The 24,832-nt window shown below is 69.7% G+C and carries 21 protein-coding genes; 14 read left to right on the forward strand and 7 right to left on the reverse strand.

The annotated features are described in order from the left end of the window. Positions 1 to 9: 9 nt before the first annotated feature. Positions 10 to 891: a helix-turn-helix domain-containing protein gene (locus LK06_RS23990; RefSeq protein WP_039653299.1), complete on the forward strand. Its 882-nt coding sequence runs from the start codon at positions 10 to 12 to the stop codon at positions 889 to 891. Between the two features lie 3 nt (positions 892 to 894). Further along, positions 895 to 1,110 carry a DUF397 domain-containing protein gene (locus LK06_RS23995; protein ID WP_039653297.1) on the forward strand — a complete coding sequence of 72 codons (216 nt, stop codon included), beginning with the start codon at positions 895 to 897 and terminating at the stop codon, positions 1,108 to 1,110. A 5-nt stretch (positions 1,111 to 1,115) separates the two neighbouring features. On the opposite strand, the gene LK06_RS24000 is transcribed toward LK06_RS23995, so the two are convergent. Beyond that, positions 1,116 to 2,330, reverse strand: coding sequence for a PucR family transcriptional regulator (locus LK06_RS24000; RefSeq protein ID WP_234367491.1), 1,215 nt, complete (start codon positions 2,328 to 2,330; stop codon positions 1,116 to 1,118). Between the two features lie 164 nt (positions 2,331 to 2,494). On the opposite strand from LK06_RS24000, the gene LK06_RS24005 reads away from it, so the two are divergent. The 5 genes from LK06_RS24005 to LK06_RS24025 all read left to right on the forward strand — a co-directional run bounded on the left by LK06_RS24005 (position 2,495) and on the right by LK06_RS24025 (position 8,187). Beyond that, positions 2,495 to 3,421, forward strand: a complete 927-nt coding sequence (locus tag LK06_RS24005) for a proline dehydrogenase family protein (RefSeq protein ID WP_039653294.1) — start codon at positions 2,495 to 2,497, stop codon at positions 3,419 to 3,421. 38 nt (positions 3,422 to 3,459) lie between these two features. Continuing rightward, positions 3,460 to 5,091, forward strand: coding sequence for an L-glutamate gamma-semialdehyde dehydrogenase (pruA, locus tag LK06_RS24010; RefSeq protein ID WP_043404153.1), 1,632 nt, complete (start codon positions 3,460 to 3,462; stop codon positions 5,089 to 5,091). Between the two features lie 486 nt (positions 5,092 to 5,577). Next, positions 5,578 to 5,709: a hypothetical protein gene (locus LK06_RS34930; protein ID WP_086083484.1), complete on the forward strand. Its 132-nt coding sequence runs from the start codon at positions 5,578 to 5,580 to the stop codon at positions 5,707 to 5,709. 103 nt (positions 5,710 to 5,812) lie between these two features. Beyond that, on the forward strand, positions 5,813 to 6,856 hold the full coding sequence (locus tag LK06_RS24020; protein ID WP_039653291.1) for a 3-isopropylmalate dehydrogenase: 1,044 nt from the start codon (positions 5,813 to 5,815) through the stop codon (positions 6,854 to 6,856). 242 nt (positions 6,857 to 7,098) lie between these two features. Continuing rightward, on the forward strand, positions 7,099 to 8,187 hold the full coding sequence (locus LK06_RS24025; protein WP_043432133.1) for a branched-chain amino acid aminotransferase: 1,089 nt from the start codon (positions 7,099 to 7,101) through the stop codon (positions 8,185 to 8,187). A 3-nt stretch (positions 8,188 to 8,190) separates the two neighbouring features. On the opposite strand, the gene LK06_RS24030 is transcribed toward LK06_RS24025, so the two are convergent. Beyond that, positions 8,191 to 9,633 carry a cytosine permease gene (locus LK06_RS24030; protein WP_039653287.1) on the reverse strand — a complete coding sequence of 481 codons (1,443 nt, stop codon included), beginning with the start codon at positions 9,631 to 9,633 and terminating at the stop codon, positions 8,191 to 8,193. Between the two features lie 164 nt (positions 9,634 to 9,797). Between LK06_RS24030 and ureA the strand changes: the two genes are divergently transcribed. From ureA to cimA, 5 genes are all read left to right on the forward strand, one after another. Further along, a complete protein-coding gene (gene ureA, locus LK06_RS24035; protein ID WP_039653285.1) occupies positions 9,798 to 10,520 on the forward strand; it encodes an urease subunit gamma in 723 nt (240 codons plus the stop codon). Continuing rightward, positions 10,517 to 12,241: an urease subunit alpha gene (locus LK06_RS24040; RefSeq protein ID WP_039653282.1), complete on the forward strand. Its 1,725-nt coding sequence runs from the start codon at positions 10,517 to 10,519 to the stop codon at positions 12,239 to 12,241. Before ureA ends, LK06_RS24040 begins: the two co-directional genes overlap by 4 nt. Positions 12,242 to 12,291: 50 nt before the next feature. After that, positions 12,292 to 13,332 carry an agmatine deiminase family protein gene (locus LK06_RS24045; protein WP_039653279.1) on the forward strand — a complete coding sequence of 347 codons (1,041 nt, stop codon included), beginning with the start codon at positions 12,292 to 12,294 and terminating at the stop codon, positions 13,330 to 13,332. A 24-nt stretch (positions 13,333 to 13,356) separates the two neighbouring features. Next, positions 13,357 to 13,971, forward strand: a complete 615-nt coding sequence (locus tag LK06_RS24050; protein WP_043404147.1) for a TetR/AcrR family transcriptional regulator — start codon at positions 13,357 to 13,359, stop codon at positions 13,969 to 13,971. Between the two features lie 471 nt (positions 13,972 to 14,442). After that, positions 14,443 to 16,053 (forward strand): citramalate synthase, encoded by a 1,611-nt coding sequence (gene cimA, locus LK06_RS24060; protein ID WP_039653274.1) that lies wholly within the window; start codon positions 14,443 to 14,445, stop codon positions 16,051 to 16,053. A 94-nt stretch (positions 16,054 to 16,147) separates the two neighbouring features. Here cimA and LK06_RS24065 read toward each other — a convergent pair whose 3' ends face one another. Next, entirely contained in the window at positions 16,148 to 16,762 is a 615-nt protein-coding gene (locus LK06_RS24065) for a GPP34 family phosphoprotein (RefSeq protein WP_039653273.1), read from the reverse strand. 763 nt (positions 16,763 to 17,525) lie between these two features. On the opposite strand from LK06_RS24065, the gene LK06_RS24070 reads away from it, so the two are divergent. Together LK06_RS24070 and LK06_RS24075 are read left to right on the forward strand one after the other, a co-directional pair. Continuing rightward, on the forward strand, positions 17,526 to 19,121 hold the full coding sequence (locus LK06_RS24070) for an acyl-CoA carboxylase subunit beta (RefSeq protein WP_039653271.1): 1,596 nt from the start codon (positions 17,526 to 17,528) through the stop codon (positions 19,119 to 19,121). A 57-nt stretch (positions 19,122 to 19,178) separates the two neighbouring features. Continuing rightward, the gene (locus LK06_RS24075) at positions 19,179 to 19,376 is read left to right on the forward strand and encodes an acyl-CoA carboxylase subunit epsilon (RefSeq protein ID WP_039653269.1); all 198 of its coding nucleotides are present in this window, start codon (positions 19,179 to 19,181) and stop codon (positions 19,374 to 19,376) included. A 265-nt stretch (positions 19,377 to 19,641) separates the two neighbouring features. Here the strand turns inward: LK06_RS24075 and LK06_RS24080 are convergent, their stop codons facing one another. From LK06_RS24080 to LK06_RS24095, 4 genes are all read right to left on the reverse strand, one after another. Beyond that, the gene (locus tag LK06_RS24080; RefSeq protein WP_043432136.1) at positions 19,642 to 20,223 is read right to left on the reverse strand and encodes a GTP-binding protein; all 582 of its coding nucleotides are present in this window, start codon (positions 20,221 to 20,223) and stop codon (positions 19,642 to 19,644) included. After that, the gene (locus tag LK06_RS24085; protein WP_039658173.1) at positions 20,204 to 20,773 is read right to left on the reverse strand and encodes a DUF742 domain-containing protein; all 570 of its coding nucleotides are present in this window, start codon (positions 20,771 to 20,773) and stop codon (positions 20,204 to 20,206) included. The genes LK06_RS24080 and LK06_RS24085 overlap by 20 nt, the downstream gene beginning before the upstream one ends. A gap of 94 nt (positions 20,774 to 20,867) precedes the next feature. Beyond that, positions 20,868 to 21,281 carry a roadblock/LC7 domain-containing protein gene (locus LK06_RS24090; RefSeq protein ID WP_039658182.1) on the reverse strand — a complete coding sequence of 138 codons (414 nt, stop codon included), beginning with the start codon at positions 21,279 to 21,281 and terminating at the stop codon, positions 20,868 to 20,870. Between the two features lie 10 nt (positions 21,282 to 21,291). Further along, positions 21,292 to 24,591 carry a sensor histidine kinase gene (locus LK06_RS24095; RefSeq protein ID WP_174673927.1) on the reverse strand — a complete coding sequence of 1,100 codons (3,300 nt, stop codon included), beginning with the start codon at positions 24,589 to 24,591 and terminating at the stop codon, positions 21,292 to 21,294. Positions 24,592 to 24,832: the final 241 nt, after the last annotated feature.

Here is a 24,832-nt window from a genome sequence, read left to right on the forward strand (position 1 = left end):
GGAGTGCACATGGCGGCCAAACGCGGACGCACGGCACAACGACTCGAACTCGGCTTGCAGCTCCGTCAGTTACGCGAGAACTGTGGTCTGGGAGACCGCGGCGGCGGTCTCACCCGAAGGCAGGCCGTCGTGGGACTACGCATCTCGGAGGCCTCGTTGCAGCGGATCGAGTCGGGTTCGCTGAACTTCCGCAACGTCGGCGATCTGCGCAAGCTGCTGGAGAAATACGGCGTCACGGACGAGGGGGTCATCGAGTCGATGATCAACCTCAACCGGGAGTCGGCGAACCAGGACTGGTTGACGCAGTACCGGGGGCTCATGCCCGCGGGGATGCCGGGCTTCGTCGGGCTCGAACCCGAGGCCCTGTCGATGAAGGCGTACCATCCCACCCTCGTGTACGGCCTGCTTCAGACCGAGCGCTATGCGCGTGTCGTGCATGAGGTGCAGAAGCCGATCGAGGAGTACACGTCCGAATTCATCCGAAGCAGCGTGGAGTTGCGAATGAAGCGCCAGGAGGTGCTCACCCGAGGAAACCCGGTCAAGCTGCACGTCATCCTCGGGGAGGCCGCCTTGCGGTACCCCATCGGGGGCGCCGACGTCATGCGTGAGCAGTTCGCACGTATCCAGGAGCTCTCGGGACGGGACCACGTCACCATTCAGGTTCTACCCTTCCGACCCAGCTACCGCTCGGTCAACGACTTCGCCATTCTCGATTTCGGCAGCGAACTGCCGCCGCGTGTCCAGACCGACAGTGCCTGGGGCTCCGTATCCACCTCGGACAAGCCGCGCGAAGTCGACCGGTTCACCCGCCGGTTCAACGCCATGACAGCGTCAGCGCTGCCTCCCGAGGACACGCCCGAGTTCCTGTCCCGACTAGAACGAGAGCTGTAGACCATGCACCCGCGCCTCACGGCCTCCGAACTCGCCCTCGACTGCGCCTGGACGAAGTCCTCCCACAGCGACGCGGGCCAGAACTGCCTGGAAGTGGCCTCCATAGCCGCCCGCGTCGCCGTCCGTGACTCCAAGAACCCCACGGGGCCCGCCCTGCTTCTTGCCCCTCGTTCCTGGGCGGAGTTCGTGGCGCACCTGGCCGGGGGCCGAGACGTCTGACGGGCTCAGAGCCGCGCCCGCTTCAGCGCCATGTGCAGCAGCAGCCGGTCCTCGCCGTCGTCCAGGTCCAGGCCGGTCAGCTGTTCCACCCGGGACAAGCGGTAGTACAGCGTCTGGCGGTGGATGCCCAGCTCGGCGGCCGTACGGCCGGCCTGGCCCGCGCAGTCGAGGTAGGCCTCGGCGGTACGGGTCAGCTCCCGGTGGGCGGGGGCGAGCAGGGTGCCGACCACGGGGTCCTGGACCGACTCCGGAGGCAGCGCGGTCAGCATCCGGTACGGTCCGATGCGCCGCCACTCCGCCACCGGCCCGAACCGCGGCTCGGCGAGCGCGGCCCGCGCGGCGGCGGCGGCCTCCTGCCACACCGTGCCCAGCTCGGCGAGGCCGGTCCGGGGCTCGCCGACCCCGGCCGCCGGCCCCCCGGCCCCCGAACGGCCCGCGCGCGTGCCCTCCGCCTCCTTCAGCAACCGCGTGGCCGCGGTCAGTGCGGGAGTCCCCGCGTCCGTCGAGCGGAGCCGGACCAGGACCGCGAGGCTGTGGTCCGTCCGCCCCCACGGCAGCGTGCACAGTGCCGTGGCGTGCGGGACCGTGCGCGGGGAGGGGCCCTCGTCCGGGTCGGCCGAGGGCCAGGGGGCGACGCAGACCAGGGTGTGCGGGCCGTCCGCGCGGGCCCCCAGGGCGGTGCGCAGCTCGGCCACCGCCATGTCCCGCTGCCAGCCGCGTTCCGCAGTGAGCACCGCCCGCAGCTCCCGGCTCAGCCCGGCCCCGGCCGCCGCCTCGTCCGCGAGCAGCGCGCCGATCCGGTCCGCCACCCGCATGGCGGAGACCAGCTGCGCGTCCGTCGGCCCGGGATCGCCGTCCAGCAGCCAGACGTACCCCAGCACCACGCCCCGGTGGCGTACCGGCAGGCAGATCCGGCCGCGGTACACCCCAGCCTCCGGGCTCGGCGGGATCCGGACCGGTCCGGTCGCGCGGGTGATACCGAAGCCCTCGAACCAGGTCCGGACCCCGGTCGTGGAGCGCCGGGTGAGGATCGAACGGGTGCGCACCGGGTCCAGCGCCGAGGGATCCAGCTCGTCCTCGCTGTCGTACGCGCCGAAGGCGATCAACTCGAAGTCGCGGTTCTCCAGGGTCGCCGGAACACCCAGGAGCTCCGAGATCTCGTCCACCAGCTCCTGGTAGTCACCCTTGTAATCCGCCACCACGCATGCATTCTCCCCCATTTTCCGGCCCCCCTCATACATCTGTCTGAGATCCGGGGCACGGATGCGTGACAGCTGTCGATGGCCGAGGATCGGAGAGATCCTTAGGTTTCACGGTGGTTCTCCGTGCCGTACCCGGATAGTCGGGTAGCGGCCTCGTATGGGTTGGTATGTGGAGGTGCCCCGTGCTGGGTCCCGTGATTCTCGCCGCGTCGCGCAGCGACCGGATGCGACGCCTGATCTCGGCGGCCCCGGTGACCAAGCAGGTCGTCGACCGCTTCATACCGGGTGAGACCGTCGACGACATCGTGCCGATCATCGAGGGCCTGACGGCCAAGGGCCTGGAGCTGACGATGGACGTCGTCGGCGAGGACATCACCAGCCCTGAGCAGGCCGCCGCCGCCCGGGACGCCTACCTGGCGCTGATCGACCGGCTGAAGGAGCTGGAGCTCGGCGAGCGCGTCGAGATGTCCGTCAAGCTCTCCATGTTCGGCCAGGCGCTGGAGGGCGGCCACGAGCTGGCCCTCGCCAACGTCCGCCCGGTCGTCGAGGCGGCCGCCGCCATCGGCACCACCGTGACCCTCGACGCCGAGGACCACACCACCCTCGACTCGATGTTCGCCATCCACGAGGAGCTGCGGAAGGACTTCCCGCAGACCGGTTGCGTGATCCAGGCCTACCTCTTCCGCACCGAGGCCGACGCCCGCCGCCTCGCCGACGCCGGCAGCCGGGTGCGCCTGGTGAAGGGCGCCTACAAGGAGCCCGCCGAGGTCGCGTACCAGCAGAAGCACGAGATCGACAAGGCGTACGTCCGCATCTTGAAGACCCTGATGGAGGGCGAGGGTTACCCGATGATCGGGTCCCACGACCCGCGCCTGATCGCCATCGCCCAGGAGCTGGCCCACCAGGCCGGCCGCAAGCTCGACGAGTACGAGTTCCAGATGCTGTACGGCATCCGCAGCGACGAGCACCTGCGGCTGGCCGCCGAGGGCCACCGCATGCGCGTCTACACGGCCTACGGAACCGACTGGTACGGCTACTTCATGCGCCGTCTCGCCGAGAAGCCCGCGAACCTGCGCTTCTTCATGCGCAGCATGGTCAGCAAGGGCTGAGCCCGAACACCCGCTCACGTACAAGGAGTACGGATCTCATGGACGCTGTGACCCAGGTCCCCACCCCCGTCAACGAGCCGGTGCACGGCTACGCCCCCGGCTCGCCGGAGCGCGCGAGGCTGGAGGCCAAGCTCAAGGAGCTGGCCGAGAACCCGGTCGACCTGCCGATGACCATCGGCGGTGAGAAGCGGATGGGCGGCGGCGAGGCCATCCAGGTGGTGCAGCCGCACAACCACAAGGCCGTGCTCGGCACCCTGCGCAACGCCACCCAGCAGGACGCGCAGGACGCCATCGACGCGGCCCTCGCTGCCGCACCGGCCTGGCGCGCGATGTCCTTCGACGACCGTGCCGCGATCATCCTGCGCGCCGCCGAGCTGCTGGCCGGTCCGTGGCGCGAGACGATCGCCGCCTCCACCATGCTCGGCCAGTCCAAGACCGCCCAGCAGGCGGAGATCGACAGCCCCTGTGAGCTCGTCGACTTCTGGCGCTTCAACGTCCACTACGCCCGCCAGATCCTCGCCGAGCAGCCCCCGGCGAACTCCCCGGGTGTCTGGAACCGCCTGGACCACCGCCCGCTGGAGGGCTTCGTCTACGCGATCACGCCGTTCAACTTCAGCGCGATCGCCGCCAACCTCCCCACCGCCCCCGCCCTCATGGGCAACGTGGTGGTCTGGAAGCCGTCCCCGACCCAGACCCACGCGGCCGTCCTGCTCATGCAGCTGCTGGAGGAGGCGGGCCTGCCCAAGGGCGTCATCAACCTCGTCACCGGCGACGGCATCGAGGTCTCCGAGGTCGCCCTGGAGCACCGGGACCTGGCCGGCATCCACTTCACCGGCTCGACCAAGACCTTCCAGTACCTGTGGAAGACGGTCGGCAACAACATCGAGAAGTACCGCTCCTACCCGCGCCTGGTCGGTGAGACCGGTGGCAAGGACTTCGTGGTCGCTCACCCGAGCGCCGACCGCGCCATCCTGAAGACCGCCCTGACCCGCGGTGCCTTCGAGTACCAGGGCCAGAAGTGCAGCGCGACCTCCCGCGCGTACATTCCGGCGTCCATCTGGAACTCGGGCTTCAAGGAGGAGTTCGCCGCCGAGGTCGACTACCTCACCATGGGTGACGTCACCGACCTGTCCAACTTCATGGGTGCGGTCATCGACGAGCGTTCCTTCGCCAAGAACAAGGCGGCCATCGACCGCGCCCAGCAGGACCCGTCCTGCACCATCGTGGCCGGCGGCAGTTACGACGACTCGGTCGGCTACTTCGTCCGCCCGACCGTCGTCGAGTGCACCGACCCGGAGAACGAGGTCTTCACCACCGAGTACTTCGGCCCGTTCCTCGCCGTGCACGTCTACGAGGACGACCAGTACGACGAGATGCTGACCCAGATGGAGTCCGTCTCCGACTACGCGCTGACCGGTTCGGTCATCGCGGGCGACCGTGCCGCCGCCGCGTACACGATGGACAAGCTCCGCTTCGCCGCGGGCAACTTCTACATCAACGACAAGTCGACCGGTGCCGTCGTCGGCCAGCAGCCCTTCGGCGGCGGCCGTGCCTCCGGCACCAACGACAAGGCCGGGGCTCCCCAGAACCTCCTGCGCTGGACGCTGACCCGCGCTATCAAGGAGACCCTGGTCCCGCCGACCGACTACACCTACCCGCACATGGGCTGATCAGCCCCTCCCGACCACGGGCCGGGAAGCCTGCCACCGAGCGGGCTTCCCGGCCCGTCGCCAATTCCGGCGCCGCGGGGAAGACGTCGACATTGCCGGGGAGGGGGCGGCATTGCCGCGGAGGAAAGGGGTGACAGCCGCCGTCCGGGCCCTGATCCGCACCCTGCGTTCCCTCGAACGAGGTAAGCCCGTCTCAGATAGTAGGAAGTCCGAGTAATTGAGCAGACAGGCGCGGCCAGTTCCTTTAGCTTTGTAGAAGCCGAACGTCTCGCTCGATCCAGCGCATGACGGTCGTGAGCCGGGCCCGTGCAGGCAACCCCTGCGGCCGACACCCCCACCTCTGCCGGGGGGCGCCTCCCGTTCCCCGAGGCGGTGGGAGGTCTCGTCATCCCTTTCCTCCCGCACCTTTTCCCTCAGCTTTCACCTGCTTTGCCCGTTTCGCTTCTACTTTCCGCGCTCCCCGTTCGCCGAAGGAGTCGATCCCTCATGCCCGAAACGACCGTCCGCCGTCGAGTCCGCCACGTCACCCGCACGAGCGAGTCCGACCGCAGGAACGCCGCAGCCGCCCTCCAGCGTGCCCTCGACCGCCGGGACAACGGCGGCGAGACCGGCCACTGACCTGCTCTGGACCAGTAACCGCGCCCCGAAGGCCGCCCTCCGTCGGGTGTCCGCATCGCGGACGGCGCATGTCATTCCCTGGGACAAGGAGTAGGGTGCCCGCATGTCTCGCAGCATCAATCTCGCAGTGATCCCCGGTGACGGCATCGGCCAGGAGGTCGTGGCCGAGGGTCTGAAGGTCCTCTCCGCCGTCCTGCCGCAGGATGTGAAGCTGGAGACCAAGGAGTACGACTTCGGTGCCAAGCGCTACCACGCCACCGGTGAGACCCTCACCAACGCCGACCTCGCGGCGCTGAAGCAGCACGACGCCATCCTGCTCGGAGCCATCGGTGACCCGAGCGTCCCCTCCGGCGTGCTGGAGCGCGGCTTCCTGCTCAAGCTCCGCTTCGCCTTCGACCACCACGTCAACCTGCGTCCGTCGAAGCTCCTTCCGGGCGTCACCACGCCGCTCGCCGGCCAGCCGGAGATCGATTTCGTGGTCGTCCGCGAGGGCACCGAGGGCCCCTACACGGGCAATGGCGGCACCATCCGCCAGGGCACCGCGGACGAAGTCGCCACCGAGGTCTCCGTCAACACGGCCTACGGGGTCGAGCGCGTGGTCCGGGACGCCTTCGGCCGCGCCCAGGCCCGCGCGCGCAAGAAGCTCACGCTGGTCCACAAGAACAATGTGCTGACCTTCGCCGGGCATCTGTGGACGAACACCTTCCACCGGGTGGCCCAGGAGTTCCCGGAGGTCACCACCGACTACCTGCATGTCGACGCGGCCACGATCTTCCTGGTCACCCAGCCCGAGCGGTTCGACGTCATCGTCACCGACAACCTCTTCGGCGACATCATCACCGACCTCGCCGCGGCCGTCTCCGGTGGTATCGGCGTGGCCGCCTCCGGCAACATCAACCCCGGCCGGGAGTTCCCGTCCATGTTCGAGCCGGTCCACGGCTCCGCCCCGGACATCGCGGGCCAGGGCAAGGCCGACCCCACCGCCACGGTCCTGTCCGTCGCCCTGCTGCTGCGCCACCTCGGTTACGACACCGAGGCTGACCGGATCGACGCGGCCGTTGCCGCCGACCTCACCGAGCGTTCTGCGCAAGGTGCGCGCACCACCGTGCAGATCGGCGACGCGCTCGCCGCCCGAGTAGCCGGCTGACCCGGCGCTCGACACCCTCCAAGCCGCCGGGGCAGCGATCGCCCGGCGGCTTCCCCATGTCCCCGCCGGGTGCCACCATCGACCCCTGGGCCGCTCTCACCCCCATTCCGTCCGCCGCAGCCCCCGCGCGATAATCGAACGCGGAGCCGCGGCATGAGGGAAAGCTCGGACGTCCTAGCACTGGCGACTGGCAGTGTGGGCGTGAGCGCGGCCTGCCACTACAACCGGTGAAGGACAACCACATGACGACGCCCACGATCGAGCTCAAGCCGTCCGCCCATCCACTGGCCGCCGCGGAGCGCGAGGCGATCCTGGCCAACCCCGGATTCGGCCGCCACTTCACCGACCACATGGTGACGATCAAGTGGACCGAGGGCCGCGGATGGCACGACGGCCAGCTCGTTCCGTACGCGCCGATCCCTCTCGACCCGGCCACCAACGTGCTGCACTACGCGCAGGAGATCTTCGAGGGGCTGAAGGCCTACCGTCAGCCCGACGGCTCGGTCGCCACCTTCCGCCCGGACCAGAACGCCAGGCGTTTCCAGCGGTCCGCACGCCGCCTCGCCATGCCCGAGCTGCCGGTCGAGACGTTCGTCGAGGCCTGTGACGCCCTGGTCCGGCAGGACAAGGACTGGGTGCCCACGCACGGCGGTGAGGAATCCCTCTACCTGCGGCCATTCATGATCGCCACTGAGGTCGGGCTCGGCGTCAAGCCCGCCAACGAGTATCTGTTCATCGTGATCGCCTCCCCGGCCGGCGCCTACTTCCCCGGCGGTGTGAAGCCGGTGTCGATCTGGGTCTCCGAGGACCGGGTCCGTGCCGTCCCCGGCGGCATGGGCGACGCGAAGACCGGCGGCAACTACGCTGCCTCCCTGCTCGCCCAGGCCGAGGCCGCCGCCAAGGGCTGCGACCAGGTCTGCTACCTCGACGCCGTGGAGCACCGGTGGGTCGAGGAACTCGGCGGCATGAACCTGTACTTCGTGTACGGCAACAAGATCATCACGCCGGCGCTGACCGGCTCCATCTTGGAGGGCGTCACCCGCGACTCCCTGCTCGCCGTCGCCCGTGACCTCGGCTACGAGTCCGAGGAAGGCCGGGTCTCCGTCGACCAGTGGCAGCGCGACGTCGAGAACGGCACCCTCACCGAGGTCTTCGCCTGCGGCACCGCGGCCGTGATCACCCCGGTCGGCACGGTCAAGAGGGACGGCACCGAGTGGCGGCAGGGCAACGGAGAACCCGGCGACGTCACGCTCCGGCTGCGCCAGGCTCTCCTCGACATCCAGCGCGGCACCACCGAGGACAAGCACGGCTGGATGCACACGTTGGGCTGAGGGCTACCGCTCGGCGCTCAGGCTCAGGGCCGCTCCGGACTCCGTGTCCGCAGCGGCCCTGCCGCGTTCCGGGGAGAGCGTCAGCAACAGGTACACCGCTCCGCCCACCGCGCCCGACAGCAGGAAGCTGCAGTCCACGCCACCGGTCAGCGTCAGCAGCGGGCCCTGGTACGACGGCAGCGACACCGCCAGCAGACCGACCACGGCACCGGCCGTCCAGGAGACGGTGGCCCGCAGGTTCCAGCCCGCCCGGTACCAGTAGATCCCGCCCCGGGAACGGCGGTTGAAGACCTGCAGGGCATCGGCGTCGTACACCCCGCGGCAGCGGGCGAAGCCGATCAGGGTGATGACCGCCCACGGGGTGCCGATCGCGGTGAGCAGGAGGACGAAGGACGTCATCGCCGACTGCGCGTCCCAGGCGTAGTGACCGGCGAAGACACAGGCGGTGGCGACGGCCGCGACGGTGTAGGTGGCCCGGGCACGCGACGCCCGGGGCAGGATGGCGTCCAGGTCCAGGCCCATCGAGTACAGCATCAGGCCCGCGTTGCCGACCGAGCCGGCGGAGGCGGACAGGAGCAGCGGGACCAGGTACCAGGTGGGGGAGGCTGCGACCAGCGGGCCCGCGTAGTCGAGGGCCGCGTGCGCGCCGTACGCCGTGAAGGTGCCGAACAACTGCGGCACCAGCAGCCCGAGAACCAGACCGAGCCAGGTGGCGTGCAGGACGCGGCGGCCGGAGTGACGGGCGGGGGAGATGTAGCGGGTGTAGTCGCCGAGCAGGGTGATGAAGGCGATCGGTCCGGACAGGCCGGCCGCCACCGCCGCGAGCAGCCAGGTCGGCCAGAAGGACCCGAGCAGATAACCGCCCGCGTCCGGCAGAGCCGACGTGGTGAAGTGGGGGGCGTAGGCGAGGATGCCGAGGGCGAGCAGCGCGCTCATGCCGATGGCCAGCACCTTGGACATGGCGAGCAGTACCCGGTAGCCGTAGACGGCGCCGGCGACCGTGGCCGCGGCGAGCACCGTGTAGACGACGGCGTACGACCCCCCGTTCGCGGTCAGCCCGAACATCCGGCCGAGCACACTGAGCATCACGTCCCCGCCGATCCACACCGTCAGCGCGGTGTAGCCCAGCGCCAGCAGCAGACCGACCACCGAGCCGACCAGTCGGCCGCGGACGCCGAACTGGGCGCCGGAGGAGGTGGAGAGGTTGGTCGCGGTACGCAGTGAGATCAGGGCCAGTGGGGCGGTCACGGCGGTGCCGACCACCGTGCCGACCACGATGGAGCTGACCGAGGACCACCAATCGAGCCCGAACGACGGCGGCAGCCAGCCGAAGATGATCACCCCGAGGCAGAGGTTGGATCCGAGCAGGATCGAGACGAGGTCGCGCGGACCGCTGGTCCGCTCCTCGTCCGGGATGGTGTCGACGCCGTGCTGTTCGATCGGCATGGCTGGTCTCCTTCGACGGCCGCCAGGTGGTTTGAGCGACGCTCAATGCGATTTGAGCGACGTTCAATGTGGCGCGAAGCCTCGGTCCCGGTCAATGCTTCTGTTTCAGGAATTCTGCGTTTAGAGTGATGCTCTAACTTGGTAGGGCAAGGAGGTGCCGCATCGTGAGACTCACCCCCACGGAACGTGACCGGCTGCTGCTCTTCGGGGCCGCCGAGCTAGCGCGGGCACGCCGGGCGCGCGGTCTGCGGCTGAACGTGCCGGAGGCCACCGCGTTGATCGCGGACACCGTTTGCGAGGCGGCCCGGGACGGCAGGCGGCTCGTGGAGGCCATCGAAGCCGCCCGGTCGGTGCTCGGTCCCGAGGACGTCCTGCCGGGGGTCGCCGACGTCGTCACCGAGGTGATGGTCGAGGCTGTCTTCGACGACGGCTCCCGGCTCGCGGTGGTCTCCGATCCCATCGGCGGTGGCCTCGGCGAGGACGCCCCGGGCGCGCTGCTGCCCGCGTCCGAACACGCCGACCCCCGGCCGGTCCTGCGGGTCCAGGTCACCAACACCGCCACCGTGCCCATCTCCGTCACCTCCCACTTCCACTTCTTCGAGGCCAACCCACGCCTCGACTTCGACCGCCCGGCCGCCTACGGCATGCGGCTCGCGGTACCCGCAGGGTCCTCGGTCCGCTTCGGGCCGGGGCAGCGCGAGGAGGTGGGGCTGGTCCCGATCGGCGGCGAGCGCGTCGCCATCGGCTTCGCCGGTCTGGTCGACGGGCCACTGGACGCACCCGGCGCACAGGAAGAGGCCCTGCGCAGGGCGGCGGCCTGCGGATACCTCGGAGTCACGCACGCCGTCACGAACCCCGCTGTGCCGGAAGGAGACGAAGAGCGATGAGCCGCTCTAAAGGACGAGAGGTGAGCCGGGCGGTCCGGGTCGACCCGCACGCCTACGCGGCCACCCACGGCCCCCGTACCGGGGACCGCATCCGCCTCGGCGACTCGGGTCTGACCATCCGTGTCGAGTCCGACTCGCAGCGGTACGGCGACGAGTTCCTGGCCGGCTTCGGCAAGACGGCCCGCGACGGACTGCACCTCAAGGCCGCCGCCGTCCGTGACACCTGCGACGTCGTGATCAGCAACGTCGTCGTGATCGACGCGACCCAGGGCATCCGCAAGGTCTCCATCGGCATCCGTGAGGGCCGCATCTGCGCCATCGGGCGAGCCGGCAACCCGGACACCCTCGACGGGGTCGACGTCGTCGTCGGCACCGGCACCTCCATCGTGTCCGGCGAGGGGCTCATCGCCACCGCCGGTGCCGTCGACACCCATGTCCACCTGCTGTCGCCGCGCATCATGGAGGCCTCCCTCGCCTCCGGCGTGACCACGATCATCGGGCAGGAGTTCGGTCCGGTCTGGGGCGTCGGCGTCAACTCGCCCTGGGCACTGCGCCACGCCTTCGGCGCCTTCGACGCCTGGCCGGTCAACATCGGTTTCCTCGGCCGGGGCTCGTCCTCGTCGCAGGCGCCGCTGATCGAGGCACTCGCCGAGGGCGGTGCCTGCGGTTTCAAGGTGCACGAGGACATGGGCGCCCACACCCGGGCCCTGGACACCGCTCTACGGGTGGCCGAGGAGCACGACGTCCAGGTCGCCCTGCACAGCGACGGCCTGAACGAGTGCCTGTCCGTGGAGGACACCCTGAAGGTGCTTCAGGGGCGCACGATCCACGCCTTCCACATCGAGGGCTGCGGTGGCGGGCACGTGCCCAATGTGCTCAAGATGGCCGGCGTCCCGAATGTCATCGGCTCTTCCACCAATCCCACCCTGCCCTTCGGTCGGGACGCGGTCGCCGAGCACTACGGCATGATCGTCTCCGTCCACGACCTCAAGACCGACCTGCCCGGCGACGCGGCCATGGCCCGCGACCGCATCCGGGCCGGCACCATGGGCGCCGAGGACGTGTTGCACGACCTGGGCGCGATCGGGATCACCTCCTCCGACGCCCAGGGCATGGGCCGGGCCGGCGAGACGGTCCGTCGCACGTTCGCCATGGCCGGCAAGATGAAGGCCGAGCTGGGCCCCATGGCAGGTGACGGCGAGGGCGACGACAACGCCCGGGTACTGCGCTACCTGGCCAAGCTGACCATCAACCCGGCCATCGCCCACGGACTCTCGCACGAGGTCGGCTCCATCGAGACCGGCAAGCTGGCCGACATCGTGCTGTGGCGCCCGGAGTACTTCGGCGCCAAGCCGCAGCTCGTCCTCAAGGCCGGCTTCCCCGCGTACGGCGTCACCGGCGATCCCAACGCGGCCACCGACACCTGCGAACCCCTGGTTCTCGGACCACAGTTCGGCTCGTACGGCGCCACGGCCGCCGACATCTCCGTCGCCTTCGTCGCCCAGGCCGCCGTCGACCAGGGCGGTGACACGATGCCCACGCGCCGCCGCCGGGTCGCCGTGCGCGGCACCCGTGGCATCGGCCCCGCGGACCTGCGTCTGAACGCCCGTGTCGGCGCGGTCGACGTCGACCAGCGCACCGGCCTGGTCACCCTCGACGGCGATCCGCTGCGTTCCGAGCCCGCTGCCACGGTCTCCCTCAACCGTCTCTATTTCCTGTGACGTTCGCCCCGCGGTGACGTTCGTCAGCCTCCGTCAGACAAGGACCCCCTATGACCACCCCCGCCGCCGACGGCTTCCGCATGCCTGCCGAGTGGACCCCGCACGAGCGCACCTGGATGGCGTGGCCGGGCCCCAACCCGACCTTCGACGATCCGGACGACCTCGCCGCCTCCCGTACCGCCTGGGCGTCCGTCGCCCGCGCCGTCCGCCGTTTCGAACCGGTGACGGTCGTATGCGGTCCCGGCCAGTCGGCGGACGCGAAGGCACTGCTCGGTCCGGACATCGACACCGTCGAGCGCGACCTCGACGACGCCTGGATGCGCGACATCGGCCCCACGTTCCTCACCAACGGCAGCGGCGAACTGGCCGCCGTGGATTGGACGTTCAACGGTTGGGGGGCCCAGGGCTGGGCCCGCTGGGAGCACGATTCCAAGATCGCAGCTCATGTCTCGGACCTGGCCGGCGCCACGACCTACGCCTCGAAGCTGGTCAACGAGGGCGGCGCGATCCACGTCGACGGTGAGGGCACCGTCCTGCTCACCGAGACCGTGCAGCTCGGCCCCGAGCGCAACCCGCACTGGTCCAGGAGCGAGGTCGAGGCCGAGATCCACGCCCACCTCGGCACCAGCAAGGCGATCTGGCTGCCACGCGGCCTGACCGGCGACTACCCGCCCCACGGCTTCGGCACCCTCGGCCACGTCGACATCGTCACCGCCTTCGCCCGCCCCGGTGTCGTGGTCGCGCACCACCAGCCCGACCCGGCCCACCCGGACCACGAGGTGACCCGCGAGGTCATCGGCATCCTGAAGTCGGCCACCGACGCACGCGGCCGTCGTCTGGAGGTCGTGGAAGTGCCGGCCCCGACCGTTCTGGAGGCCGACGGCCACTGGGTCGACTACTCCTACATCAACCACTACCTGTGCAACGGCGGCCTCGTACTGTGCGGCTTCGACGACCCGCGCGACGAGACGGCCGCCGGGATCTTCCGCCGTCTCTTCCCCGAGCGGACCGTCACCCTCGTCGACGCACGTACGATCTTCGCGGGTGGCGGCGGTATCCACTGCATCACCCAGCAGCAGCCGAAGGTGTGATCAGGGCGAGGAGATGAGCGGGAGATGGCCAAGGCGGCCCGCGCGCGCAGGAACGCGCCGTCGCGCGAGGAGGTACTGGCAGCCGCCATGGCGATGATCGCCGAGCGTGGCCTGGAGAAGCTCACCATGGCGGCGCTCGGCCACGAGGTCGGCATGAGCAGCGGCCATCTCCTCTACTACTTCCACTCCAAGGACGAGCTGCTGCTGCAGACTCTGGAGTGGAGCGAGGGCCGCCTCGGCGCCGAGCGCGGTCGCCTGCTCACCCGGAGCGGTTCGGCACGCGAACGTCTCGACGCCTACATCGACCTGTACGTCCCCGACCGGCACGGCGACCCGCACTGGACGCTCTGGCTGGAGGTGTGGAACCGCTCCAAGAACGCCGATGCCGACGGCCGCGACCGTCAGGCCGCCATCGAGGGGGCCTGGCACCGCGACCTGGCGGCCCTGCTCGCCGAGGGCATCTCGCGCGGCGAGTTCCGCCCGGTCGACCCCGACCGCTTCGCCGCCCGGTTGCGTGCCCTCCTCGACGGCTTCTCGATCCACGTGGCGATCGGTCTGCGCGGCACGGACCGGGAACAGGTGCTGTCCCATGTGCGGGAGTTCGTCGCCGAGACCCTGCTGGCACCTCCATCCGGGTGAACCACTCGTCCCTTCCGCCACCGGACGGACACGGCGGTTCGTGGGACAGCCCAGGGGAAGAGCGTGCCCCGCGCTGCTGGCGCAGCCCTTGCGCTAGGCAGCGCCGTGCGGGCGCCGGAGGACCCGTACCCGGGCCCGGGGCGGCTGCCGAGGGACCCGTGAGTCCAGTCCTGCGACCGCATCCTGAGACGGGTGGTGAGCCGGGGGTGGTGCTGTGCCACACTTCCCCCGTGCTCTCGTTCGCCATGATTATGGGCAGCAGGCGCGCCGGTCCGCAGTGACCACCTCGCACGACCAGGTGCGGGTGGCCACCGTCGTCCTCGACCCGCGCGCAGACCTCTCGCACCCGCGAGAGGTTTTTTCGTTTTCCGGCCCATCCTCAGCCGGGAACCGAGCGCGGGGGAGTGCCAGGGGACGGTGGAGCCGGATGTTCCGGTAAGACCGAAGATTCACAACAGGAGCCTTGAGACCATGACCGAGACCGCAACCAGCGAGCTCGACGACTCGTTCCACGTCTTCGACACCACGCTGCGCGACGGCGCGCAGCGCGAGGGCATCAACCTCACCGTCGCGGACAAGCTCGCCATCGCACGGCACCTGGACGAATTCGGCGTGGGCTTCATCGAGGGCGGCTGGCCCGGCGCGAACCCCCGGGACACGGAGTTCTTCGCCCGCGCCCGGCAGGAGATCGACTTCAAGCACGCCCAGCTCGTCGCCTTCGGTGCCACCCGCCGTGCCGGTACCAGGGCCGCAGACGACCCGCAGGTCCGGGCGCTCGTTGAGTCCGGGGCCCCGGTGGTCACCCTGGTCGCCAAGTCGCACGACCGGCACGTGGAACTGGCTCTGCGCACCACCCTGGACGAGAACCTGGAGATGGTCCGGGACACCGTCGCGTATCTGCGATCGCAAGGCCGTCGGGTGTTCGTCGACTGCGAGCACTTCTTCGACGGCTACCGCGCCAACCCCGAATACGCCAAGGCGGTCGTCCGCGCGGCTGCGGAGGCCGGTGCCGATGTCGTGATCCTCTGCGACACCAACGGAGGCATGCTCCCCGCCCAGGTCCACGCGGTCGTGTCCACGGTCCTCGCCGACACCGGTGCCCGGCTCGGCATCCACGCCCAGGACGACACCGGCTGCGCGGTCGCGAACACCCTCGCGGCGGTCGACGCGGGCGCGACCCACGTGCAGTGCACGGCCAACGGCTACGGTGAACGCGTCGGCAACGCCAACCTCTTCCCGGTCGTCGCGGCCCTGGAGCTCAAGTACGGCAAGCAGGTGCTGCCCGAGGGCCGGCTGCGGGAGATGACCCGCATCTCCCACGCCATCGCCGAGGTCGTCAATCTCACCCCCTCCACGCACCAGCCCTACGTCGGCCTCTCCGCCTTCGCACACAAGGCAGGCCTGCACGCCTCGGCCATCAAGGTCGACCCCGACCTGTACCAGCACATCGACCCCGAGCAGGTCGGCAACACCATGCGCATGCTGGTCTCCGACATGGCGGGCCGAGCCTCCATCGAGCTGAAGGGCAAGGAGCTCGGCGTCGATCTGGGTGGCGACCGCGAGCTCGTCGGCCGGGTGGTCGAGCGGGTGAAGGAACGTGAACTGAGGGGCTACACCTACGAAGCCGCCGACGCCTCCTTCGAGCTCCTCCTCCGCGCCGAGGCCGAGGGCAGGCCGCTGAAGTACTTCGAGGTCGAGTCCTGGCGGGCCATCGTCGAAGACCGCCCCGACGGCAGCCACGCCAACGAGGCCACGGTCAAGCTGTGGGCGAAGAGCGAGCGCATCGTCGCCACCGCGGAGGGCAACGGCCCGGTGAACGCCCTCGACCGTGCCCTGCGGGTCGCACTGGAGAAGATCTACCCGCAGCTCGCCAAGTTGGACCTGGTCGACTACAAGGTCCGGATCCTGGAGGGCAAGCACGGCACCCAGTCCACCACCCGGGTGCTGATCTCCACGTCGGACGGCTCGGCCGAGTGGTCCACGGTGGGTGTCGCGGACAACGTCATCGCCGCTTCCTGGCAGGCCCTGGAGGACGCGTACACGTACGGCCTGCTCCGCGCGGGAGTGGCACCGGCTCAGTAGGTCCGGCGGAGGCGCCGGACGGACGGCGCCGAAGCGGGGCCGGTCACCGGTTGACCGTGGCCGGGCACCCTGATCCGGCCGGTCACCGGCCGGATCAGGGTGCCCGCCAGATGTTGTCGAACGCCACGTTCTCGATGCGGCGCCGCTCGCGTACGGCCTCCAGTTCGGTCACCGCATCGCCGACCGCCACCAGCACGGTGACGACCGCCTCGTCGTCGGGCTCCTCCTCGGGCGGCCGCTCGTGCTCGATGCCCAGGGTGGCGGCGAGGTCGGCGAGGACGGGCTCGTGGGCCCACCAGCGATCGGCCGCGTGCCGGCGGGCGGGGGTGTCGGCCGGGGTGTCGTCCCGGCTCGGGCGGGACAGCCAGTGCCGGCGCCTCCCGGTGAGCTGCCCTTCGGCGTACAGGACGTCGTGGTAGACCGTGGCCAGTCCGTGCCCGCGACGCCACAACCAGTCCTCGACCGTCTCGTAGGGTTCCTGCCGGACGAGCTCCGCCCCCGCCTCGTCCAGCAGCCGGTCACCCGTGGTCAGCGGCGGCCCAGGCACAACGCGCCCGTCCGCCAGGGTGAGGGCCCGGGCACGGAGGAGGTCGATCAGCTCGGCCCCGGCGAGCGCCAACGCCAGGTCGCCCTGCTCGACGGGACGGCCGCCGGGATGGCTGCGGGGGACGTCCAGGCTGACCAGGTACAGATCCTGTGGTGTGGTCATACCGGTCTCCAGGGCCGCCGGGCCGGGGCCGGCCCGGCCCGTTCGCGTCGGATACCGGCCGCGCGGCACAGGGCACCCCCCTGCCCGCCGGCACCGCAGGGGGAGGCAGTGGTCCGGACCAGGAACTCGCGCATGATCCGCTCCCTCGGTGAGCAGTCCGGCGGAGCCGCCGGGTGCCTTCATCGTCGCGCAGCCAGCCGGCTGCCGCCGCTCAGCAGGATCCCTCGGGGGAGGACGGCTGGGCCGTGCGCCCGGCGCCCGGGCGGGCCGGTGAACCCCGTGCCGCGGTTGCCGAGGCTGCCCCGGTTCAGTGGCTGGCCGGGCGGAACACGGTGTCGTCCACAACGCCCACCGGCGGTGTGCCGTCGGACGGGCGGGACGGGGCCGCCGACGGCCGAGGCCAGCCGCTGAACCGGGGTGGACGCCGTGCCGCGGGCGTGTCGGTGTTGATGCGGCACACCCACCGTGCCCGTGCCCGTGGCCGTCCGCTGGTCCCTCTGTGTCATCCTGACAGGGCCCAGGCCCAACCGGCGGACCGCCGTCCGAGGCCTTCATGTCACTCCGGGGGTGGGATGTTCGGCCCGCGAAAGTGAGGGGGCTCTCGGGTGACGACTTTGTGGCACACCTACAACGCGGGAGCCTTCTGAGCAGTCGGAACGGCTGCACGCCGCCGTGGTTCTGTTCACTGGTACCAGGAAAACGGGCCGGAGACTGTACAGAGTCGACGGCTCGCTTTCGTCGGTGTCCTTCGTAAGGTCACTACATGACCGTTGTGGAAGAGAAGACGGGTGAGCCGGCAGGCGAGCCGACGGACGCACGCGGACGGGTCGCCGAGCTGCACGAGATTCGCACGCAGGTCGTGGCGGGTCCGAGCGAGAAGGCGACCGAGGCGCAGCACGCCAAGGGCAAGCTCACGGCGCGGGAGCGGATCGAGCTGCTCCTGGACCCGGGGTCCTTCCAGGAGGTCGAGCAGCTCCGCCGGCACCGGGCGACCGGGTTCGGGCTGGAAGCGAAGAAGCCGTACACCGACGGTGTGATCACCGGCTGGGGCACGGTCGAGGGGCGTACGGTCTTCGTCTACGCCCATGACTTCCGGATCTTCGGCGGTGCGCTGGGCGAGGCCCACGCCACCAAGATCCACAAGATCATGGACATGGCCATTGCGGCCGGAGCGCCCCTGGTCTCCCTCAACGACGGCGCAGGGGCCCGTATCCAGGAGGGCGTCTCCGCCCTCGCGGGCTACGGCGGCATCTTCCAGCGCAACACCAAGGCGAGCGGCGTCATCCCGCAGATCTCGGTGATGCTCGGCCCGTGCGCCGGCGGCGCGGCCTACAGCCCCGCCCTGACCGACTTCGTCTTCATGGTCCGCGAGACCTCGCAGATGTTCATCACCGGCCCGGACGTGGTCAAGGCCGTCACCGGCGAGGAGATCACCCAGAACGGGCTCGGCGGCGCCGACGTCCACGCCGAGACCTCCGGCGTGTGCCACTTCGCCTACGACGACGAGGAGACCTGCATCGCCGAGGTGCGGTACCTGTTGTCGCTGCTACCGCAGAACAACCGCGAGAACCCGCCCCGGGCGGAGTCCGCGGATCCGGTGGACCGCCGCAGCGACGTGCTCCTTGATCTGGTCCCGGCCGACGGCAACCGGCCCTACGACATGGCGAAGGTCATCGAGGAGATCGTCGACGACGGCGAGTACCTGGAGGTCCACGAGCGCTGGGCCCGCAACATCATCTGCGCCCTGGGGCGTCTCGACGGCCAGGTCGTCGGCATCATCGCCAACCAGCCGCAGGTGCTGGCGGGCGTCCTGGACATCGAGGCCAGCGAAAAAGCTGCGCGTTTCGTTCAGATGTGTGACGCTTTTAACATTCCGATCATCACCTTCCTGGACGTCCCCGGGTTCCTCCCGGGCGTCGATCAGGAGCACGGCGGAATCATCCGCCACGGCGCGAAGCTGCTGTACGCCTACTGCAACGCGACCGTGCCGAGGATTTCGCTGATCCTGCGCAAGGCGTACGGAGGTGCCTACATCGTCATGGACTCCCAGTCGATCGGCGCCGACCTGACCTACGCCTGGCCGACCAACGAGATCGCCGTGATGGGTGCTGAGGGCGCCGCCAACGTGATCTTCCGCCGTCAGATCGCCGGCGCGGAGGACCCCGAGGCCATGCGCCAGAAGATGGTCAAGGAGTACAAGGCCGAGCTGATGCACCCCTACTACGCCGCCGAGCGCGGCCTGGTGGACGACGTCATCGACCCGGCCGAGACGCGCGAGGTGCTGGTGAAGTCCCTGGCGATGCTGCACACCAAGCACGCTGACCTCCCCTCCCGCAAGCACGGCAATCCCCCGCAGTAACCGAGCGGACCCGTCGCGGCAACCCCGCGGACCTCTCTCTCCCGGAGACTGACACTCATGAGCACTCCTGACATCCGCGTCGAGAAGGGCCATGCCGAGCCCGAGGAAGTCGCTGCCATCACGGCGGTCCTCCTGGCCCGTGCGGCCGCCCGGCCGACGGCTTCGGCCCACACCCACCGTGGTCGCCCCAAGGCCGGCTGGCGCCGCCTGGAGCGCGAGCCCGGGTTCCGGGCGCCGCACAGCTGGCACGGCTAGGCCACAGCGCCCGCCGGTTCCCGAAAGGGCCCCTCCTTCGTGGAGGGGCCCTTCGTGCTGCAGTGCTGCACAGGTGCACACAGGTTCCGGCGGGGCCGGAGAAGTCGGGTACCCGCCCGGGGGCGCTGGCCGGCGAGGTCGGGGCGCGGTCGAAAGGAAATCCCCCGTGCCCCACGAAGGGGCACGGGGGACCGCACGGGAAGTCACGGGCCACCCCCGCGGGCGGTGTACGACCGCAGGGGCAGCCCGATGGCCGCTGGCCCGGTCAGCGGAGACGCGCCATCAGGGCGTGCTCCACCAGCGTGATCAGCGCACTCTTGGCATCGGCGCGGTGCCGGGCGTCGGTCGTGATGATCGGGGTATCGGGGCCGATCTGGAGGGCCTCGCGTACTTCGTCGGGGTTGTAGGGCTGCTGGCCGTCGAAGCCGTTGAGGGCGATGACGAAGGGCAGACCGCTGTTCTCGAAGTAGTCGACCGCGGGGAAGCAGTCGGCGAGACGTCGGGTGTCCACGAGCACCACGGCGCCGATGGCGCCGCGCACCAGGTCGTCCCACATGAACCAGAAGCGGTCCTGTCCCGGGGTACCGAAGAGGTACAGGATCAGGTCCTGGTCCAGGGTGATGCGGCCGAAGTCCATGGCCACCGTGGTGGTGGTCTTGTCCCCGGTGTGGGTCAGGTCGTCGATGCCGGCCGAAGCGGACGTCATGACGGCCTCTGTGCGCAGCGGGTTGATCTCCGAGACGGCGCCGACGAACGTGGTTTTGCCCACGCCGAAGCCGCCCGCCACCACGATCTTCGCGGAGGTGGTGGAGCGGGAAGGACCGCCGCTAGAGCTTGCGAAGTCCACTGAGCACCCTTTCGAGCAGTGTCACGTCTGGCTGGCCACCGGCGTTCTCGTCGCCGCCGGGCTGATGGATGGCGACCAGGCCCGCCTCCGCCAAGTCGGCGACGAGGATCCTGGCCACGCCGAGGGGGATCGTCAGCAGGGCCGAAATCTCGGCCACCGATTTGATTTCCCGGCACAGATTGCAGATCCGCTGATGCTCGGGCAGCTGGCCCTGCATCTGGTGCGGAGCAGCGGTGGTGTGCACCAGCGCCTCGATGGCGAGCTGGTAGCGCGGGCGGGTCCGGCCGCCGGTCATGGCGTACGGACGCACCAAGGGGTTGTTCGACGCCGTCGCCGGCGCCGGTTCGGGCCGGCGCTGTGGTTGCACCGGCTGGATGCGCGGGGCCGAGGGCTGAGCGTACGGCGAAGGGCCGGGGCCCTGCGGGGCGTACGGCTGCCGGTGGCTGGGGGCGGAGGGGAAGTTGTACCGGTTCGCCGAGCCGTCGTCCTGGCCCTGGGCAGGGCCGTAGGACCAGTTGCCCGAGGTCGAACCTCCTGGGGGTGTTGCCACTTTCTCCTCCTCCGACTGTGCCGGGCACCCATCCCTGTGGAGCCGCGTCCCGAAACCTTACGGCCCCGGGACACGAATCCGCACGGTCCGCTTGCTAGTTGAGAAGGCTTCCCTGGAGCTCCGCACGGAGATCAGGGGTCAGGACCGAGCCCGCGCGGTCCACCAGAAGGGCCATCTCGTACCCGATGAGGCCGATGTCCGCCTCCGGGTGGGCCAGGACAGCGAGCGACGAACCGTCGGAGATGGACATGATGAAGAGGAATCCCCGCTCCATCTCCACGACCGTCTGGTTCACGCTGCCGCCCTCGAAGATGCGCGAGGCACCGGCGGTCAGCGAAGTCAGACCGGAGGCGACGGCCGCGAGCTGGTCGGCGCGGTCGCGGGGGAAGCCTTCGGACATCGCCAGAAGGAGTCCGTCGGCGGAGACCACCACCGTGTGGGACACCCCCGGGGTGTTGTCCACGAAGTTGGTGATCAACCAGTTCAGGTTCTGTGCCGCCTGGCTCATCGGGCTCACACTAACGCTCCTGGTTGTAGGTGCTATCAGGACCGAAGCCCTGGCCGTTCGTTTCACTGCCTGCGCTGCGTCCGCGCTGGACGCCCCGACGCAGGTTGCTCAGCCTGCCCCGGACGTCCTCCGGGGCGCGGGAGACCTGTGGGCCTCCCTGGGGAGTGGTTTCGGCGGAACCCTCGACCAGATTGGCCTTGGGCACCCGCCGTGGCAGGCCGGAGGCGGTGACCCCGCCTGCCTTGGGCTTCCGCAGCTGGGAGGCCTGCTGCCACCGCTCGTCGTTCGCCGAACGCCAGCCGCTGTCGCCGCTGTCGTCCAGCGCGTTGTCCGGTCCGGGAGCCGGCGCCTCCCGCTGCGCGCGCGCCGTTCCGTTCGCCCCACCCGCGCCGTTGGAACCACTCGCGGCGGATCCGCGACGGGGCAGCCCGGCGTCGGTCAGCTCGTGGGCGGCGGGAGAGTCCGGTTCCGGACTGTCGAAGCCTACGCGGTTCCGGTCACTTGCGTCAGCGGCCTGGGCCGATTCCGTTTCCGGAGCGTACTGGCCCGGATAGCCGTTCTGGTAGGCGTTCTGCTGCGGCCAGTCGTCCTGGTAGGACTGGGCGTCGTAGGAGCCGAAGCCGTCGGAGGCCTGGGTGTGGGCAGGAGCCTGCTCCCCCTGGCCGTGCTCCGAGTACGCCGGATCCGGGTAACCGCCTTCCGCGGGGAAGCCGTTGTTCTGCAGCAGGCCGCTGTCCGTGGCGTAGAACCGCTCGTCGTACGACTGCTCGCTCTGCTGCTCGTACGACTGCTCGTGCGACTCCTGGTACGCGGAGTGCTGTTGCTCCTCGTACGCGGGCTGCTGTTCCTGGTACGGCTGCTCGGAGTAGCCCGTGCCGCTTCCGTCGTAGCCCTGTTGCGTCTCGAACTCGTCCGGGTAACCGGCCGGAGCCTCGGTACCGTCCTGCTGCGGTTGTTCGGACTGCTCGCCCTGGACCTGGGACTCGAGAGTGGCGCGACGTTCCTCGCGCATCAGGGAACGGCCGACGGGGTCCAGGTCGCGGATGTCGTCGGGGACCTCCACGTACTGGCTGTCGTCGAAGCCGAATTCGGCGGCGGTGCGCATCGGATGCGGATGGGCGAAGTCCTCACCCTGGAACTGCTGCTCCGGGATGATCTGCGAGACGGTGAACTCCTCGCCGTCCAGTGGTGTCTCGCCGCCACCGCCGTGCGTGATCGCGTCCGGCAGCATCACCAGGGAGGTGGTGCCGGCCTGCTCACCCGAGGGACGCAACTGGACCCGGACGCCGTGCCGGTCGGACAGTCGGCCGACCACGAACAGGCCCATGCGCTGCGAGATCGCGGCGTCCACGGTCGGCGGGTTGGCCAGTTTGTGGTTGATGTCCGCGAAGTCCTCGGCCGTCAGACCGATGCCCTTGTCATGGATCTCGATCATGATGCGGCCGTCGGGGAGCCGGGTCGCGGTCACCCGGACCTTGGTCTGCGGGGAGGAGAACGTGGTGGCGTTCTCCAGCAGCTCGGCCAGCAGGTGCACGAGGTCGGTGACCGCACGGCCGTGGATCTCGGCCTCCGGCACGCCGGACAGCTCGATGCGCTCGTACTGCTCCACCTCGGAGGAAGCGGCTCGCAGGACGTCGACGAGGGGGACCGGCTGGTCCCAGCGGCGTCCGGGCTCCTCGCCGGCGAGGACCAGGAGGTTCTCACCGTTGCGGCGCATACGGGTGGCCAGGTGGTCCAGCCTGAAGAGGTTCTCCAACTGGTCCGGGTCGGCCTCGTTGTTCTCCAGGTCGGTGATCAGGGTCAGCTGTCCCTCGATCAGCGACTGGTTGCGGCGGGAGAGGTTGGTGAAGATCGCGTTGATGTTGCCCCGCAGCAGGGCCTGCTCGGAGGCGAGCCGGACCGCCTCGCGGTGAACCTGGTCGAAGGCGCGGGCGACCTCGCCGATCTCGTCCTTGGTGTGGATCGGGATCGGGGCGACCCGGGTGTCGACCCGGCCGGGGTCGGTGCGCGAGAGCTGGTCGACCAGCATCGGCAGACGCTGCTCGGCGATGCCGAAGGCGGCGTTGCGTAGCTGGCGCATCGAGCGGCTCATCTGGCGAGCCACGGCACCGGCCAGGATGAACGCGAACAGCAGGGCGATCACGACTACTGCACCGGTGGTGATCGCAGAAGTCTTGGCGTCGTCGGCGATGGCCGAGGCCTCGTTCACCGCCCTGTCGGCGAGATCCGACTCGATCTGGCGGTAAGCCTTGTACTTGAGCGTGTTGACCGCCCACCAGTTCTGGGCGGTGATGCCCTGGGCGGTGAGCGCGTCACGGGTGGTGGCGCTGGTGTCCTGCAGCATGGCCAGAGCCGCGACCATCTTGGACGGGTCGGACGGCGGGGCGACGTAGTTCGGGGTGTTCGCCGCGGCCTCCTCGGCCAACTTGGCGGCGTCCTGCTTGATCTTCTTCTGCGCGTCGGTGAGGTTCTGCGCGTCGGCTTCGGTGCCACCGCCGAGGTACTCCTCCAGGGCGATGCGCTCCAAGTAGGCGTACGAGGACAGCGACACCCGCTGGGTCGCCAGGTTGGGAGCGTCCGGGCCGGGGTTGACCAGCAGATGTGTGCCGATCGACCGTTCCAACGACAGCGCGGCCTTGGTCAGCGAGATGGCGTAGACGGTACGGCCGTAGGAGGTGATGTTGCCGGTGCCCAGACCGAGCTCGTTGGCGAACTCCATCAGGGGGTGGGCGATCTCTACGTACCCCTCTTCGGTCTCCACACCGTGGACCTTGGAGGTGTAGGCGTTCTGCCGCAGCTGTGCCAGCTTGGGCTCGGCCTCGCGGAACAGCTTCAGTCGCCGCTTCAGGCCGGCCTTGTCCGGCATCTTCTGCGCGGCCTGGTCGAACGCGTCGGCGGCCTGGTCTGTGGCTTTGCGGGCGTTGTCGACGACTGCCCTGCTCTTGCTGTCCTTCTTGTTCAGCAGCAGCGGCGCCGCAGTGACGTCACGCTCGTTCTCCACGGCGTCGGCGTAGGTGAGGGCGGCGCGCACCAGGCGGGCGGTGTTCTCGGCGTCGCGGGCCTGCTGCCAGGTGTCGATCGAGTTCTTGACCTGGAAGCCGCCCATGACGAGGCCGACTACCACGGGTATGAGGAGGATCGCGTTCAGCCGGGTGGGCACCCGCCAGTTGCGAGGGGAGAAACGGCCGCCGCTCGACGCGGGAGTGACCTCCGGCTCCACGTCGGAGACAGGGGCAGGCGCCGCAGCGCGCGGCGGCGGGGTGAAGTTGCCCCGTGCCGACGGCTCGGGACCGTTCTTGCTTCGCCTCACTCGACCAACAACCTCTCGGCGGTCGGCACCTACGTCGTGCCGCAGTCCTTCAGAGCCCGGTTCGTTATCGACCACTCAGTACGCACTCGGTACGTGGCGCGCTCAGTACATCCTTGACCACTGGGCAGTTCAGGCATTCCAGCACGTGGACCAGTGCACTTCCAAACAGTGGAAACCTCTGAACAGCAGCGATGTAGGTCCCAGATAAAACGGTCATAAAGAGCGAGCCACGGCAAATGGC

This window comes from Streptomyces pluripotens, assembly GCF_000802245.2.
Taxonomy (GTDB): Bacteria; Actinomycetota; Actinomycetes; order Streptomycetales; family Streptomycetaceae; genus Streptomyces; species Streptomyces pluripotens.